The sequence below is a fragment of the Maricaulis sp. genome, assembly GCF_048269565.1.
Classification (GTDB): Bacteria; Pseudomonadota; Alphaproteobacteria; order Caulobacterales; family Maricaulaceae; genus Maricaulis.
Genome location: NZ_JBLXIK010000003.1, coordinates 109,284 through 124,110 on the forward strand (window position 1 = coordinate 109,284; position 14,827 = coordinate 124,110).

At 63.7% G+C, this 14,827-nt stretch carries 13 protein-coding genes; 12 read left to right on the plus strand and 1 reads right to left on the minus strand.

Features of this window, described 5'->3' with window-relative positions:
* Positions 1 to 276: 276 nt before the first annotated feature.
* The 12 genes from ACN0YL_RS07295 to ACN0YL_RS07350 all read left to right on the plus strand — a co-directional run bounded on the left by ACN0YL_RS07295 (position 277) and on the right by ACN0YL_RS07350 (position 13,919).
* Positions 277 to 2,271 (plus strand): PAS domain-containing protein, encoded by a 1,995-nt coding sequence (locus ACN0YL_RS07295; protein WP_417497534.1) that lies wholly within the window; start codon positions 277 to 279, stop codon positions 2,269 to 2,271.
* 114 nt (positions 2,272 to 2,385) lie between these two features.
* Positions 2,386 to 3,261, plus strand: coding sequence for an acyl-CoA desaturase (locus ACN0YL_RS07300; protein ID WP_417470501.1), 876 nt, complete (start codon positions 2,386 to 2,388; stop codon positions 3,259 to 3,261).
* Positions 3,262 to 3,356: 95 nt separating this feature from the next.
* Positions 3,357 to 4,532, plus strand: a complete 1,176-nt coding sequence (locus ACN0YL_RS07305; protein WP_417497535.1) for an acyl-CoA dehydrogenase family protein — start codon at positions 3,357 to 3,359, stop codon at positions 4,530 to 4,532.
* A 14-nt stretch (positions 4,533 to 4,546) separates the two neighbouring features.
* Positions 4,547 to 5,686: an acyl-CoA dehydrogenase family protein gene (locus ACN0YL_RS07310; RefSeq protein WP_417497536.1), complete on the plus strand. Its 1,140-nt coding sequence runs from the start codon at positions 4,547 to 4,549 to the stop codon at positions 5,684 to 5,686.
* A gap of 25 nt (positions 5,687 to 5,711) precedes the next feature.
* Positions 5,712 to 6,503 (plus strand): SDR family oxidoreductase, encoded by a 792-nt coding sequence (locus ACN0YL_RS07315; RefSeq protein WP_417497537.1) that lies wholly within the window; start codon positions 5,712 to 5,714, stop codon positions 6,501 to 6,503.
* Positions 6,504 to 6,556: 53 nt separating this feature from the next.
* Positions 6,557 to 7,801: an acyl-CoA dehydrogenase family protein gene (locus ACN0YL_RS07320; RefSeq protein ID WP_417497538.1), complete on the plus strand. Its 1,245-nt coding sequence runs from the start codon at positions 6,557 to 6,559 to the stop codon at positions 7,799 to 7,801.
* A complete protein-coding gene (locus tag ACN0YL_RS07325) occupies positions 7,802 to 9,514 on the plus strand; it encodes a class I adenylate-forming enzyme family protein (protein WP_417497539.1) in 1,713 nt (570 codons plus the stop codon). It begins immediately after the preceding gene.
* Positions 9,514 to 9,975 (plus strand): MaoC family dehydratase, encoded by a 462-nt coding sequence (locus tag ACN0YL_RS07330; protein WP_417497540.1) that lies wholly within the window; start codon positions 9,514 to 9,516, stop codon positions 9,973 to 9,975. The genes ACN0YL_RS07325 and ACN0YL_RS07330 overlap by 1 nt, the downstream gene beginning before the upstream one ends.
* A gap of 22 nt (positions 9,976 to 9,997) precedes the next feature.
* Positions 9,998 to 10,918: an SDR family NAD(P)-dependent oxidoreductase gene (locus tag ACN0YL_RS07335; RefSeq protein ID WP_417497541.1), complete on the plus strand. Its 921-nt coding sequence runs from the start codon at positions 9,998 to 10,000 to the stop codon at positions 10,916 to 10,918.
* A gap of 3 nt (positions 10,919 to 10,921) precedes the next feature.
* The gene (locus ACN0YL_RS07340; protein ID WP_417497542.1) at positions 10,922 to 11,737 is read left to right on the plus strand and encodes an acyl-CoA thioesterase; all 816 of its coding nucleotides are present in this window, start codon (positions 10,922 to 10,924) and stop codon (positions 11,735 to 11,737) included.
* A gap of 5 nt (positions 11,738 to 11,742) precedes the next feature.
* Positions 11,743 to 12,945, plus strand: coding sequence for an acetyl-CoA C-acyltransferase (locus tag ACN0YL_RS07345; protein WP_417497543.1), 1,203 nt, complete (start codon positions 11,743 to 11,745; stop codon positions 12,943 to 12,945).
* A complete protein-coding gene (locus tag ACN0YL_RS07350; RefSeq protein WP_417497544.1) occupies positions 12,945 to 13,919 on the plus strand; it encodes an NADPH:quinone oxidoreductase family protein in 975 nt (324 codons plus the stop codon). The genes ACN0YL_RS07345 and ACN0YL_RS07350 overlap by 1 nt, the downstream gene beginning before the upstream one ends.
* Positions 13,920 to 13,934: 15 nt before the next feature.
* Here the strand turns inward: ACN0YL_RS07350 and ACN0YL_RS07355 are convergent, their stop codons facing one another.
* Positions 13,935 to 14,777, minus strand: a complete 843-nt coding sequence (locus ACN0YL_RS07355) for a sterol desaturase family protein (RefSeq protein WP_417497545.1) — start codon at positions 14,775 to 14,777, stop codon at positions 13,935 to 13,937.
* Positions 14,778 to 14,827: the final 50 nt, after the last annotated feature.

Consider the following 14,827-nt stretch of genomic DNA (forward strand, 5'->3'; position numbering starts at 1 on the left):
GGCCAAATCCGGAAATTTGACGGCTTGAGTCTGTCTTTTGCGTTGCGCCCATCGCAGTCGGGCAGGTATGAGCATGCAAGGCGGGCCGGTCCTGCCGGTCATAAAACATCCCGAATATGCCGTTGGTAGCTTTGGAAAAGTGAAAGGGTGGCGCTATACCGTCCCCGCGAGATCGGCGCTGTTCAGGTGAGCTGCCGACAAAACCCGGATAGGCGTTTGATGGCGGCAGAGCAAAACAGGGGCGGGGGGCCAGGCCATTCAAATGCCTACCAGACCGTGCTCGATCTGGTCCGGCTGAGTTCGGTCGGCCAATCCGATCATGGCCGCGCCATCATTGATATCCTGCAGCGGGTCAAAGCTCATTTCGGTCTGCCGCGGGCGGCGGTCTGCCAGATCCAGTCCGGCCGCTATTCGGTCGAATATATCCTTGACGATACGGCGCAATACGCCGTCGGCGACACGCTGGACCTGGCGGGAAGCTGGTGCCAGCAGGTCGTCGATCTCGAGCAGACGGTCATGGTGGCCTGTGCCGCCGGCAGCGAGCAGGAGCGCTATCCGGGCTTTCGGCCCGAGAACGCCCAGGCCTATGCCGGCGCCCGTATCCTGGTTGACGGCCAGCTGCATGGCACGATCAATGTCACCGCCGACGCGCCCCGCCAGGCGCCGTTCGATACCGATGATCGCAATGTACTGGAAACGGCAGCGGCCCTGGTCGGCCATCATGTCTCGCTGCAGCGTTCCCAGGCGCGTTTTGACCTCGCCGTCCGCGGCTCGAGCGTCGGCCTGTGGGACTGGGACATGATTGACGGCTCGGTCTACTGGTCGCCGCGCTGCTATGAATTGCTGGGCATGGACCCGGCGGAACATACGCCACATGTCGACGATTTTGCAGCCCTGCAGCACCCCGATGAGCACGAGATGATGGCCGACGCCATTGCGCGTCATCTCAAGGATCGCGAGCCCTACCGGATCGAACACCGCATCCGCCATGCCGATGGTCACTACATCTGGGTGCATTCGCGCGGCCAGGCGGTCTGGGACCGGGCCGGTGTGCCGCAGCGCATGGCGGGATCGATCGAGGATATCACCGAGCGCAAACGCGACAGCGAGGCCTTGCTGCGCAGCGAGGAGCGTTATGAGCTCGCGGTCCGTAGCACCGGGGTGGGCATCTGGGACTGGGATGTCGCGAGCGGCGAGGTGTTCTGGTCGGAACAGCTCAAGCGCATGCTCGCTCCCGGTATCGCGGAACCGGAATTGTCGATCGAGAAATTTGCCGAGCGTATTCACGAGGATGATCGCGAGCGCGTGCTCGACATGCTGCAGCGGCACCTGGCGCGCGAAACCGAGTATCGGGTCGAATACCGCAATCGTCTCCCCGATGGCCGGGTGATCTGGGTGCACACGCGCGGCCAGGCCGTCTGGGATGACAATGGCGAGCCGGTGCGAATGGCCGGCTCCTGCCATGACATCACCGAGCGCAAGGAGGCCGAGGAACGCATGGCGTTGCAGGCCGACGAGTTGCGCCGCACCAATCGCGAGCTTGAGCAATACGCTTCGATTGCCTCGCATGACCTGCAGGAGCCCTTGCGCAAGATCACCAGTTTCGGTGCGCTGCTGGCGCGGGATTATTCGGAAACGCTGGACGAGCGCGGCCGCATGCTGGTCGACCGCATGGTCGATGGCGCGCAGCGCCTGCGTCAGCTGATCCAGGACCTGTTGAGCTATTCGCGATCCTCGAACGATGCGATGCAGTTTGCCGACGTACCGATGTCAGCCCTCGTGGCGGATGTGTGCAATGATTTCGAACTCACCATCGCCGAGACCGGCGCGACCATCGACTGTGAGGGCGATGCGGTGCTGCGCGGCGATTCCCTGCTGCTGCGCCAGCTCTTCCACAATCTTTTGAGCAATTCGCTGAAGTATTGCGGCGATACGCCGCCGCATGTGCGCTTCGAGGCGGTGCGGCCTGACGGCGGTTCTTGCTGGCAGATCCAGGTCCGCGACAACGGGATCGGTTTCTCCAGCCGCTATGCCGAGCGTGTCTTCGAGATGTTCAAGCGGCTGCACCCGCGCGACGCCTATCCCGGCACCGGGATCGGTCTGGCCCTGTGCCAGCGTGTTGTCGAGCGCCATGGCGGGCGTATCCGGGTCGAGAGCGAGCCGGGCGCCGGCACCTGCTTCCACATTGAATGGCCGCTCGAGCCAACGGACGAGTTGGTGGGCATGGCTGCCGGTTCCGGCGAGACGCTCCCGCCACAAAGTATGAATTGACGTATGCAGTGAGATTGTCGACATTTCCTGCGGTCCGCCCCATGTTGTCACCATCCGAAATCCAGCAATGAGTTTGACCCCATGAAGCCTGACAGCCCTGTAATGACGCGATCCATGTCGATAATCCGAACTTGGGGTACGCTCAACTGGGCCAGTGTTTTCTCGGTTATTCTCTATCCGGCTCTGGGGGTTGCGCTCTTGGTGACCATGGTCGTGCTCGGCCTGGCACTGGAGGGGCTGACCCTGCATTGGTGGTACGCACCGCTTGGCCTGGCCGTGATGGCCGCGACGATTTTCCTTTGCAATATGGGTATCGGCCCCTTGCACCGGATCTGGCAGCACCGCGCCGGCGAGATCAAATGGCCGGCCCAGGTGATCTTCATGTTCAATTGCATCCTCGCGATGCAGGGTTCGCTCAAGGACTGGGTCAATTACCATTCCCAGCATCACCGCTTCGCTGACAATCCCGGCGATCCGCACAATCCGTTTGAGAGCAAGGTCTGGGCCTGGATGGGCTGGATCCTGTGGCGCGACGAGGCCGACCTGAACCGGCCAGTGCCGCTCTGGCTCAAGGAAAACAAGGTCGTGCTCTTCGCCGACCGCTTCCATATCTCGCTGTCACTGGCGATGCATTTCCTCGTGCCGGCGCTGATCTATCTCGCTGTTGCCCTGAGCGGCGGGTCGGTGATCCTGCTCGCCCTGCTGCACGCCTGTGTCATCATCGGCCGCGGCATCCAGTTCCACGCCACCACGCTCGGCGTGAATGTGTTCGGGCACCTGGAGACGCCGAAATGGGTTGATTACCTGCTGGCGCTGCTGACCGGCGGTGAAGCCCTGCACGACCACCACCACGAATTTCCACGCAGTGCGCTGCATTTGCCCAAGCGTGGCATCTGGAACCGGATTGTCGATTACAACGGGACCATGCTGCTGGTCCTGCGCCGGCTCGGGCTGGCCAAGAATCTGGAGATCGCACCTCAATTCGCCTGACCCCGCCAAGGCCGGGACAGGCATGCGGGGATATATGCCTACAAGATTGACGTGAGCGTAAACGTCACGTCGGAAATGGAAGACGGGAGACTGACATGCCGGATCTTGAAGCATTCCGCGCCGAGACGCGCGCCTGGCTTGAAGCCAATTGCCCGGACGAGATGCGTCGTCCGATGAAAGCCGAAAGCGATGCCGTCTGGGGCGGCCGCAAGGCGGTGTTCCAGTCGGAGGCGCAGAAAACCTGGCTCGATCGCATGGCGGCCAAGGGCTGGACCGTGCCGGAATGGCCGGTCGCCTATGGTGGCGGTGGCCTGTCCAAGGCGGAAGCCAAGGTGCTGCGCGAGGAGATGAAGCGCATCAAGGCGCGTTCGCCGCTGGTCTCCTTCGGCATCTGGATGCTCGGGCCTGCGCTGCTCAAATACGGCAATGAAGAGCAAAAGCTCGAACACCTGCCCAAGATTGCCCGCGGCGAGATTCGCTGGGCCCAGGGCTATTCCGAGCCCAATGCCGGCTCCGATCTCGCGGCCTTGATGACCAAGTGTGAGGACCAGGGCGATCACTATCTCGTCAACGGCCAGAAGATCTGGACCTCCTATGCCGACCAGGCTGACTGGATTTTCGTGCTGGTGCGCACCGATTTCGCCGCCAAGAAGCATGAGGGCATCAGCTTCATCCTCGTCGACATGGACCAGCCCGGCGTCACCACCAAGCCGATCAAGTTGATCTCGGGCAAATCGCCCTTCTGCGAGACCTTTTTCGACGATGCCCGCGCCGAAAAGAAAAACCTCGTCGGCGAGATCAACAAGGGCTGGAGCATCGCCAAATACCTGCTCACCCATGAGCGCGAGATGATTGGCGGTACCGGCGCCGGTACCGGCACTGTGCGGCCGATGGGCGATGTCGCCATCCAGCAGGTCGGTCTCAACGAGCATGGCCAGCTGGCCGATCCGGTCCTGCGCACCGATGTCGCGCGGGCCGAGATCGACGGGCTGGCTTTCCTGGCGACGATGGAGCGCGTCACCGAAGAGGCCAAGTCGGGGCAGGGCGTCGGCGCCAATTCCTCGATGCTGAAATATTACGGCACCGAGCTCAACAAGCGCCGGCTCGAACTGATGATGGACGGCTCCGGGCATGACGGTCTGGCCTGGGATGGCGATGGCGATGTGGCGCGGCACTGGCTGCGCACCAAGGCCAATTCGATCGAGGGCGGAACCTCCGAGGTCCAGCTCAACATCATCTCGAAACGCATTCTCGACCTGCCGAGCGCCTGAGGGGAAGACACATCATGGCAATGCTGCTGAACGAAGAACAAGGCATGCTCAAGGATGCCGCCAAGGGTTATCTCAAGACCTCGGCTCCGATCGCGCAATTGCGCAAGCTGCGCGATAGCGAGAGCGCGGACGGGTTTGATCGCCAGACCTGGAAAGACATGGCCGAAATGGGCTGGGCCAGCGTGCTGGTGCCCGAAGAGCATGGCGGTGTCGCCATGGGTCATGTCGCCGCCGGTGTCATCGCCGAGGAAATGGGCCGCACCCTGACGGCTTCGCCTTTCCTGTCGACCGCGATCCTGGGCGCCACGGCGCTGTCGCGCTTCGGCAGCGAGGCCCAGAAGGGCGAGTATCTGCCGCGTCTGGCCGCCGGTGAATTCCTCACCGCCCTGGCTGTCGACGAGACCCACAAGCACAATCCCTCCAATGTGACCACGACGGCGCAGCGCTCCGGCAATGGCTTCAAGCTCGATGGCCGCAAGGCCTTCGTCGCCGACGGCCATGTCGCCGACATGCTGATCGTCTCGGCCCGCACCGCCGGCGCCGAGGGCGAGCCCGACGGGGTCACGCTCTTCCTGGTGCCGCGCGAAGCGGCCGGCGTCTCGGTCGAACGTGCCTCGATGATCGACAGCCGCAATTCGGCAGCGATCACGCTCGAGGGCGTCGAGGTCACGGCGGACGCCGTGCTCGGCGAGGTCGATGGCGGCTATACGGCGCTGGAAGCGGTGCTCGACGCCGGGCGTGCCGGCCTGGCGGCGGAAATGTCGGGCTCGGCGCAGGAATGCCTCGGCCAGACGCTGGGCTATCTGCGCGAACGCAAGCAGTTCGGCGAGATCATCGGGACTTACCAGGCACTGCAGCATCGCGCCGCGCACCTCTATACCGAGACCGAGCTGGGCAAATCCATTGTTCTCCAGGCCCTGCAGACACTCGACATGGCGCCTGACCACGCCGCGATGATCGTCTCGGCGGCGAAGTCGAAACTGGGCCATGTCGCCCAGCTCGCCGCGCGCGAGGCGATCCAGATGCATGGCGGCATCGGCATGACCGACGAATACGATATCGGTTTCTTCATCAAGCGCGTCCGCGTCGCCGAAGCGCTGTATGGTGATGCCAATTACCACACCGACAAGTTTGCGCGCCTGCGCAAATACTAGGTTGAACAGGTCGGGGAGGGCCGTAATGGATTACACAGGAAAAGTTGTCGCGATCACGGGCGGTGCCCGCGGGATCGGCCTCGCCATGGCCAAGGCGTTTCACGAACGCGGTGCCAAGGTCGCGATCGCCGATCTGGACGGCGCGGATGAAGCGGCCAGGGCCCTCGACGGTTACGGTGCGCGTGTTGACGTGACCCGGGAGGCCGATATCGCGGCCTTCCTGATCCAGACCGAAGAGCGTCTGGGACCGGTCGATGTCTATGTGTCCAATGCCGGCATACTGCGCACCGATGAACCAAGCTGGGATGCCGCCGGCGCCGACGACAAGGCGTGGCATGACAGTTTCGAGGTCAATGTGATGGGCGCCGTGCGCGGTGCGCGCCAGGTCTGGCCGCGGATGAAACCGCGCGGCGGCGGCGTTTTCGTTCTCGTCGCCTCGGCAGCCGGCCTTCTGGCCCAGATCGGTGCCTCCTCCTACAGCGCCAGCAAGCATGCGGCCGTTGCCTTTGCCGAGAGCCTGGCTGTCGCGCATGGCGATGAGGGCCTGCAGGTCGTTTGCGTCTGTCCACAGGCGGTGCGGACCGATATGCTCGGCGGCAGCGAGGATGGCGGCATTGCCGGTGCGGACGGCATTGTCGAGCCGTCGGCGGTGGCCGAAGCCATGCTGGCCGCGATCGAGAACAAGCATTTCCTGGCCTTGCCGCACCCGAAAGTCGCCGAATACGAAGCACTTCGGGCCACCCAGCGCGATCGCTGGCTTGGCGGCATGCGCAAATTCCGCCGCATGATGATCAGCGAGCGCGGCCGGCCGGTCTAGGCCAGGCCACGCCTTCGCAGCACACGAAACCAGATACACACGGGAGAGACGAGATGGATTTAGGCATTACAGAGCGGGTCCGGCCGCTGATTGACCAGGTTCGGGCCATGGTGCGCGACGAGATCCTGCCGCTTGAGGACGAGTATCACGCCGAGGTCGGCAAGGCTGCCGGCGGTGACCGTTTCGCCTTCACCGAACGCCAGGTCGAAATCCGTGAGACGCTGAAAGCCAAGGCGCGCGAGCGCGGTCTGTGGAATTTCTGGCTCACCGGTTCCGATCGTGGCTATGGCCTGACGACCCTGGAATACGCCTATCTGGCCGAGGAAATGGGCTGGTCGTTCCTGGCGCCGGAGGTCTTCAACTGCTCCGCGCCCGATACCGGCAATATGGAAGTCATCGAGCGCTATGGCTCGACGGCGCAAAAAGAGCGCTGGCTGGCCGATCTGCTCGAGGGCAAGAAGCGCTCCGCCTATCTGATGACCGAGCCGGATGTGGCGTCGTCCGACGCCACCAATATCGCCTTCTCCGCCGTGCTGGATGGTGATGAGTGGGTGCTCAATGGCGAGAAGTACTGGGCCTCCGGCGCCGGTGATCCACGCTGCGCCGTCTATGTGTTGATGGCCCGCACCGAGGGCGAAGAAGCCGGTCGCCATGGCCGCCATTCGCAATTCCTCGTCGACGCCGCCACGCCGGGCATCGAGGTGCTGCGCCCGATGACCGTGTTTGGTCATGACGACGCGCCGCACGGCCATATGCATATCCGCTTCACCAATGTGCGGGTGCCCAAGGACACGATCATTCTTGGTCGCGGCAAGGGTTTCGAGATCTCCCAGGGCCGGCTTGGACCTGGCCGAATCCACCACTGCATGCGCGCCATCGGCCAGTCGGAACGGGCGATGGAGCTGATGTGCCGCCGCGCTGTCTCGCGCACGGCCTTCGGCCAGAAGCTGGCGCGCCTGGGTGCCAACAAGGACATCATCGCCGAACGCCGCATGGCGATCGAACAGGCCCGTCTCCTCTGCCTGAAAGCGGCCTGGATGATGGACCAGGGCGATGCCCGCGCGGCCGCCCCCTACATCTCCCAGATCAAGGTCATCGCCCCGCGCGTGGCGCTGGATACGGTTGATGAGGCGATGCAGATGCATGGCGGCACCGGCGTCTCCCAGGACACGCCGCTGGCCGGCATGTGGGTTGGTCTGCGCACGCTGCGCTTCGCCGATGGCCCGGACGCCGTCCACCGCATGGTGATCGCGCGCCAGGAACTCAAGCGCTATGTCAACGAGGCGATGGAGGGCTGAATGACGGATCGCAAACCGGCCCCGTCGCGGGACCAGGTCGACAAGGTTGTTGAATTCATTGTCGCCAATGAACCGCTCTTCGCCGTCGGGGAGATCGAGAATTTCGGCGTCAAGCAGCGCGGCTATGTCAATGCGCCGCCGGATCTTCGCTTCCTCCTCGCGGCGGCGATGGAGTTCAAGGACAAGACCGCTGTCGTGTTCGAGGACCAGCGCTGGACCTATGGCGAGCTGATCGGCAAGGCCATCGCGGTCGCCAACGGGCTGATCGAGCGCCATGGCGTCACGCCGGGCACGCGCGTTGTTCTGGCGATGCGCAATTGCCCGGAGTGGATGGCGTGTTTCCTGGGCATTATCGCCGCGGGCGGCGTTGTCGTGCCGATGAATGGCTGGTGGACCAGCGAAGAGGTCGGTTATGGCCTGCGCGATAGCGACGCCAAGATCGTCATCGCAGGTTCGCGGCAGGCGGAGCGCATGCTGCCCCACCTCAAGCCCCTCGGGCTCACCCTGATCGGCATCCGTCCCGGCGTTGAGGGCTGCACTGACAGTTTCGATGCCCTTGTTGCTGCCGGAGCCGGCAAGCCGGCGCCGGAACTGGTCATCGATACCGATTCCGATTTTGCGATCTTTTACACCTCCGGTTCGACCGGGGCGCCCAAGGGCGCCGTGCTGACGCATCGCGGCGCGGTGACGGCGGTGATGTCCTATGGCCTGCTCGGCGCTTCGATGAAGCATGCCATGGGCGGCACCGATCATTTCGGTGACAATCCCGGCGTGCTGGTGGCGGTACCGCTTTTCCATTGCACCGGATCGCATGCCGTCTTCATGACCTCGCTTTTGTCGGGCCGAAAGATGGTGCTGATGCGCAAATGGGATGCGGCCGATGCGGTCGATCTGATCGAGCGCGAACAGCTGACCAATATGGTCGGCGTGCCCACCATGTCGCACGAGGTGACGCTGGAGGCGGAACGCCGCGGCGTGCATCTCGACAGTCTGATGGATATGGGTTCAGGCGGCGCCAAGCGGCCCGCAGCCCATGTCGACCGTCTGGCGAAAGTGTTTCCGCAGGCCTGGTCGAGTTCGGGCTATGGCCTGACCGAGACCAACGCGCTGGGTGCCTATAACAATATGGCCGAATACCAGGCCAAGCCGGGCTCCTGCGGCCGTGCTGTTCCGGCGGTGACCGAGATCAAGATTGTCCGCCCGGACGGCTCGACGGCACCGACCGGTGAGCCGGGCGAGGTCTGGATCAAGTCACCCTGTGTCTTCAAGGGCTATCTCAACCAGCCCGAGGCGACGGCGGCGGTGCTGACCGAGGATCGCTGGTTCAAGACCGGCGATGTCGGGGTGTTCGATGAGGAGGGCTTCCTCTCCATCGTCGATCGCATCAAGGACATGGTGATCCGCGGCGGCGAGAATATCTCCTGCCTGGAAGTGGAGGGCGCCCTGGCGGCCCATCCCGATATCATCGAGGCCGCCGTGATCGGTATTCCGGACGAGCGCCTTGGCGAGCGTGTCGGCGCGGCGATCCTGCTGCGCGAGGGCGCGACGCTGCACAATGACGAGATCGACGCTTTCCTGAAACCGCACCTGGCTGCCTTCAAACGGCCCGCGCACTATTGGCGTCTCGACGCACCGCTGCCGCGCGGCGGCACCGGCAAGGTCGACAAGCCGGGCTTGAGAAAAGAACTTCTGACCGAAGGGAATATTGACTGATGGCCACCACCAAACCTGCAGACCTCGCCAAGCATATCGGCCAGGAAATCGGCCTGTCAGACTGGATCGAGCTCGACCAGTCGCGCATCGATCAGTTCGCCGATGTCACCGAGGACCACCAGTTCATCCATCTCGACGCCGAGCGCGCCGCGAAGGAAACCCCGTTCGGCGGCACCATCGCCCACGGCTTCCTGTCGCTTTCCATGCTTTCGCGCATGGCGATGGACATTGCCTTCACGCTCGAGGGCATGGCGATGGGGATCAATTACGGCTTCGACAAGGTGCGCTTTCTGGTGCCGGTAAGCTCCGGCAAGAAAATCCGTGGCCGTTTCGTGCTCGAGGATGCCGTCGAGAAAAGCCCCGGTCAGTGGATGTTGCGCTTTGGCGTCACGGTCGAGATCGAAGGCGAGGCCAAGCCCGCCCTTATTGCCCAGTGGCTGACGATGCAGGTCGTCGCCTGAAGCCCATTTTCGGAGAGTTGATATGAGTGAAATTCGTTTTGACGGCCGCGTCGCCCTTGTCACCGGTGCCGGCAATGGCTTGGGCCGTTCGCACGCGCTGGCGCTGGCAGCGCGCGGCGCCAAGCTGGTGATCAATGACATGGGCGGTTCGGTCGACGGCGTCGGCTCCGGCTCGGCGGCCGAGGATGTCGCGGCGGAAATCCGCGCCGCCGGCGGCGAGGCGATCTCCCACAAGGCCAATGTCACCAAGGAAGATGATGTCGCCGACATGGTGGCCGAGGCGATGAAGGCCTTCGGCCAGGTCGATATCCTCGTCAATAATGCCGGCATCCTGCGCGACAAGAGCTTCGCCAAGATGGACATGGCGGATTTCAACGCGGTGACCTCGGTGCACCTGACCGGTTCGGCGATCTGTACCAAGGCCCTGTGGGACCATATGCGCGAGCGCCAGTATGGCCGCATCGTCATGACCTCGTCCTCCTCGGGCATTTACGGCAATTTCGGCCAGGCCAATTACGGCGCCGCCAAGATGGGCCTCGTCGGCTTCATGAATGTGCTGCACCTGGAAGGCGCCAAATACGGCATCCGCGTCAATGCGCTTTCGCCGACTGCGGCGACGCGCATGACCGAGGGCCTGATCCCCGACGAGGCGCTCAAGCTGATGACGGTCGAGAGCGTCTCCGCCGGCCTGGTCTATCTGGTCAGCGAGGATTCCCCTTCGCGTCTGGTGCTGTGCGCCGGTGCCGGCGGTTATGCCGCAACGCGCGTCTATGAGACGGACGGGATCTATCTCGCGCCGGAACAGCAGACCCCGGAACATGTCGCGGCCAATATCGACGCGATCATTGACCCGGCCGGACAGCAGATGTTCGAGCAGGGCGGCCAGCAGACGATGAAATTCCTCGGCAAGGCTGCGGCGCATTTCGGCGTGAAGCTGGGCTGACCGGTGCATATTTTCGACCAATCCACTGCTCTCGAGCGGATTTCGGGCGATGCGCCCGAGGTCCGTTTCGAGGGGGCCGCGACGCCGCATTTCAAGAATATGATCGGCCCCTATGGCGGCTGGAGCGCGGCGATTCTGGCCAAGGGCATGATCGAGGCGGCCGGGCCGGAGATGGAACTGGTCTCGATCACCACCGATTTTCTCGCCGGCGCCCGCGAGGGTCAGGTGACGGTCGATGTCGCCTGCGATCGCGGCGGACGGAATACGCAATTCTGGCATGCCGCCCTGGTCGCCGCCGGTGACAAGGGCGCATCCAACCGGGCGATGGGGATTCTCTCGCGTCGCCGGGAGACGGTGGCCTGGACCGAGGGCAGCCGTCCCGACGCGCCGCCGCCGGAAGTTTGTGAACGCGCCATTCTGCCCATGGCCTGGTCGCGCACGGTCGAGATGCGGCCAACCCAAAGCCCGCCCTTCACCAAGGGCGGCGGGCCGACCGACAATCTGGCCTGGATCCGGCTCGACCCGGCGCGCCCGCTTGATGCGGTCGCCCTGGTGGCGCTGGCCGACTCGCCGACGCCGCGTCTCTTCTTCGTCACCGGTGAATTCGGCATGGTCGCGACGGTCTCGATGACCGTCTACCTCCATGCCAGCCCGGATGATTACGCCGCTGTCGGCACCGACTACATGCTCATCGAAACCCATGCCGCCCGCGGCGGACGCGGTTTCTACGACCAACATGCGCGGATCTGGAGCCGCGACGGACGCCTGCTGGCCACGACCCAGCAGATCGTCTGGTACAAAACAACCCACAAGGAGTGAAACCCATGCGTGAAGCTGTCATCGTATCCACGGCGCGTACCCCGATCGGCAAGGCCTATCGCGGTGCCTTCAATGCCACCTCCGGCCCGACCCTGGGCGGCCACGCCATTGGCGAAGCGGTCAAGCGCTCCGGTGTTGATCCCAGCGAGATCGACGATGTTGTCATGGGCTGTGCCATGCAGATGGGCACGACGGGCCGCAATATCGCCCGCAACGCCCTGATCCGTGCCGGCCTGCCCGACAGCGTTGCCGGCATGTCGATGGACCGCCAATGCGCCTCCGGCATGATGGCGATCGCCACGGCCGCCAAGCAGATCATCACCGATGGCATGAATGTCACCGTTGGCGGCGGGCTGGAGAGCATCTCCCTGGTCCAGACCGACAAGATGACCAAGAACTGGGATGTCGATCCCTGGATCATCGCCAACAAGCCCGACCTCTACATGTCGATGCTGGAGACCGCCGAAGTGGTCGCTGATCGCTATGGCATCAGCCGCGAGGCCCAGGACGAATACGCGGCCCAGTCGCAGGCGCGCACCCATGCCGCCCAGCAGGCCGGCCGTTTCGATGCCGAGATCGTGCCGCTGCCCACGACCATGAAATTCATGAACAAGGAAACCGGCGAGGTCCAGGACATCGACGTCACGCTGGAAAAGGATGAGGGCAATCGCCCCGGCACCTCGGCGGAAATGCTTTCCGGGCTGAAGCCGGTCTTCGCCAATGGCATGCGCATCAAGGAAGGCAAATACATCACCGCCGGCAATGCCTCCCAGCTCTCCGACGGCGCCTCCGCTGCGGTGATGATGGAAGCGAAAGACGCCGAGCGTCGCGGCATCCAGCCGCTGGGCATTTACCGCGGCATCGCCGTTGCCGGCACCAATCCGGACGAGATGGGCATCGGCCCGGTGTTCGCGATCCCGAAACTGCTGAAGGCCAATGGCTTGAAGATGGACGATATCGGCCTGTGGGAACTCAATGAGGCCTTCGCCGTCCAGGTCCTCTATTGCCGCGACAAGCTCGGCATTCCTGACGAGCTCCTCAATGTCGATGGCGGCGCGATCTCGATCGGTCACCCTTACGGCATGTCCGGCGCCCGCATGGTCGGCCACGCCCTGATCGAGGGCAAGCGCCGCGGTGCCAAATACGTCGTCTGCACCATGTGCGTCGGCGGCGGCATGGGCGCAGCCGGCCTGTTCGAGGTGGCGTGATGCGCGCGCTTTACTGCCGGGAATTCGGGCCTGAAGCCAATATGAAAGTCGAGGAGATCGACACGCCGGCCCTGCCGGACGCGCATGTTCTGGTCGACGTCAAGGCGGCCGGGCTCAACTTCCCCGACTTGCTTTGCGTCCGCGGCGAATACCAGTTCAAACCGCCTCTGCCCTTCGTGCCGGGCGGAGAGGGGGCCGGTATCGTCACCGCGCTTGGCGGCGGCGTCAGCAATCTCGCCGTCGGCGACCGGGTCTGTTTCAACGGCCTGACCGGCGCTTTCGCCGAGCAGGTTGCGGCGCCGGCCGGGGCTGCCATCAAGATCCCCGACAGCATGTCCTTCGAGGAAGGTGCTGGTCTGACGGTGGTCTATGCGACCTCGTACTACGCCCTGAAACAACGCGCCAAGCTGCAGCCGGGCGAGACCCTGCTGGTGCTCGGTGCGGCCGGTGGTGTCGGTCTGGCCACGGTCGAGCTTGGCAAGGCGATGGGCGCGAAGGTTATCGCCTGCGCTTCCAGCGACGAAAAGCTCGCTGCGGCCAAGGCGCATGGTGCCGATGAGGGCATCAATTACACGTCCGAAGACCTGCGCGCCCGGATCAAGCAGATCACCGGCGGCAAGGGCGTCGATGTGATCTATGATCCGGTTGGTGGCGATTTCGCAGAAACCGCCTTCCGCTCCATCGCCTGGGAAGGCCGTCACCTGGTGATCGGCTTTGCCGCAGGTCCTATCCCGAAACTGCCGCTCAACCTGCCGCTGCTGAAGGGCGCGTCGGTTGTCGGCGTCTTCTGGGGCGCCTGGGCGATGCGCGATCCGGCGGCGCATTATCAGAACATGGCCGAGCTGTTCGAGATGTTCGAAGCCGGCAAGATCAAGCCGCATGTCGCCGGGCGCTACAAGCTCGACGATTTCCTCGCCGCCTTTGGCGAGCTTTCCGGCCGCAAGGCGATCGGCAAGGTCGTCCTGCTTCCGTAGGGACCGGCTTTTGGACTATTCAGGTTCAGGAACGGCGTCGGTGCTCACCGGCGCCGTTTCTGTTTTCACCCGCACCAGCGGCCAGATCAGCTGTTCGCCGACGCTCGTCGGCGGCAGGTTTTCCACTCCGAGTTTCTCCGGATAGCGCCGGGTGATCTTGGCGGTGCCGAACAGCACGTCCCAGAAAAACAGCAGATTGCCGAAATTGCCCTTGTAGTGGGTGACGCCATCATCGGCATGCTTGCCATGATGGGCGCTGTGGGTGGCGGGCGTCGAGATGGTGCGCTCTACGACCCACATCAGCGGCGACAGCCATTTGATTTTGTAGAGCGGTTCGTCCCAGCGCACGTCGGAATGGGCGGCGAAGATCACGCTCATCTTGACCACGAGATAGGCGGCATAGACCCAGCCGAGGCCAAGATAAACCAGCGCGCCGGAGGCCCACAGGCCGGGCATCAACATGTAATAGAACAGGTTATTGCGGTAGACGACGCGGATGGAGAGGTATTCGGCATTGTGATGCGGCCGGTGCAGCTTGTAGAGCCAGGGGAAGCTGTGCGAGGCGCGGTGCCACCAGTATTGCGACAGATCGTCGAAGATGAGCAGCAGGGCCAGCTGCGCCAGGACCGGCCAGGTCGAGAGCATGCCTTGCGCTTGCGGCGCAACCAGGCTGGCGATCAGACCACCGCCAAACACCGCCATCGGCTGGATCAGCAGGATCAGGCCAAAGCCGGAGACCAGCTCGACCCAGACATCATCGCGGGTCTGGCCCGGCTTGCGAAAGAAGCCGGTCAGCAGGATTTCCAGCACCACGAAGGTGAAGAAGACGCCGAGGACGGCGAGGTATTCCGGTTTCATGGCAAGCTCCCGTGTCGTGCGCTTGATCTAGGGCGCGCTACGGCGCAAGA

Excerpts from the sequence above, each read along its gene's own strand:
- ACN0YL_RS07300 (WP_417470501.1), top strand. The coding sequence starts at position 2,386 with ATGTCGATAATCCGAACTTGGGGTACGCTCAACTGGGCCAGTGTTTTC.
- ACN0YL_RS07305 (WP_417497535.1), top strand. The coding sequence starts at position 3,357 with ATGCCGGATCTTGAAGCATTCCGCGCCGAGACGCGCGCCTGGCTTGAA.
- ACN0YL_RS07310 (WP_417497536.1), top strand. The coding sequence starts at position 4,547 with ATGGCAATGCTGCTGAACGAAGAACAAGGCATGCTCAAGGATGCCGCC.
- ACN0YL_RS07315 (WP_417497537.1), top strand. The coding sequence starts at position 5,712 with ATGGATTACACAGGAAAAGTTGTCGCGATCACGGGCGGTGCCCGCGGG.
- ACN0YL_RS07320 (WP_417497538.1), top strand. The coding sequence starts at position 6,557 with ATGGATTTAGGCATTACAGAGCGGGTCCGGCCGCTGATTGACCAGGTT.
- ACN0YL_RS07325 (WP_417497539.1), top strand. The coding sequence starts at position 7,802 with ATGACGGATCGCAAACCGGCCCCGTCGCGGGACCAGGTCGACAAGGTT.
- ACN0YL_RS07330 (WP_417497540.1), top strand. The coding sequence starts at position 9,514 with ATGGCCACCACCAAACCTGCAGACCTCGCCAAGCATATCGGCCAGGAA.
- ACN0YL_RS07335 (WP_417497541.1), top strand. The coding sequence starts at position 9,998 with ATGAGTGAAATTCGTTTTGACGGCCGCGTCGCCCTTGTCACCGGTGCC.
- ACN0YL_RS07345 (WP_417497543.1), top strand. The coding sequence starts at position 11,743 with ATGCGTGAAGCTGTCATCGTATCCACGGCGCGTACCCCGATCGGCAAG.
- ACN0YL_RS07350 (WP_417497544.1), top strand. The coding sequence starts at position 12,945 with ATGCGCGCGCTTTACTGCCGGGAATTCGGGCCTGAAGCCAATATGAAA.
- ACN0YL_RS07355 (WP_417497545.1), bottom strand. The coding sequence starts at position 14,777 with ATGAAACCGGAATACCTCGCCGTCCTCGGCGTCTTCTTCACCTTCGTG.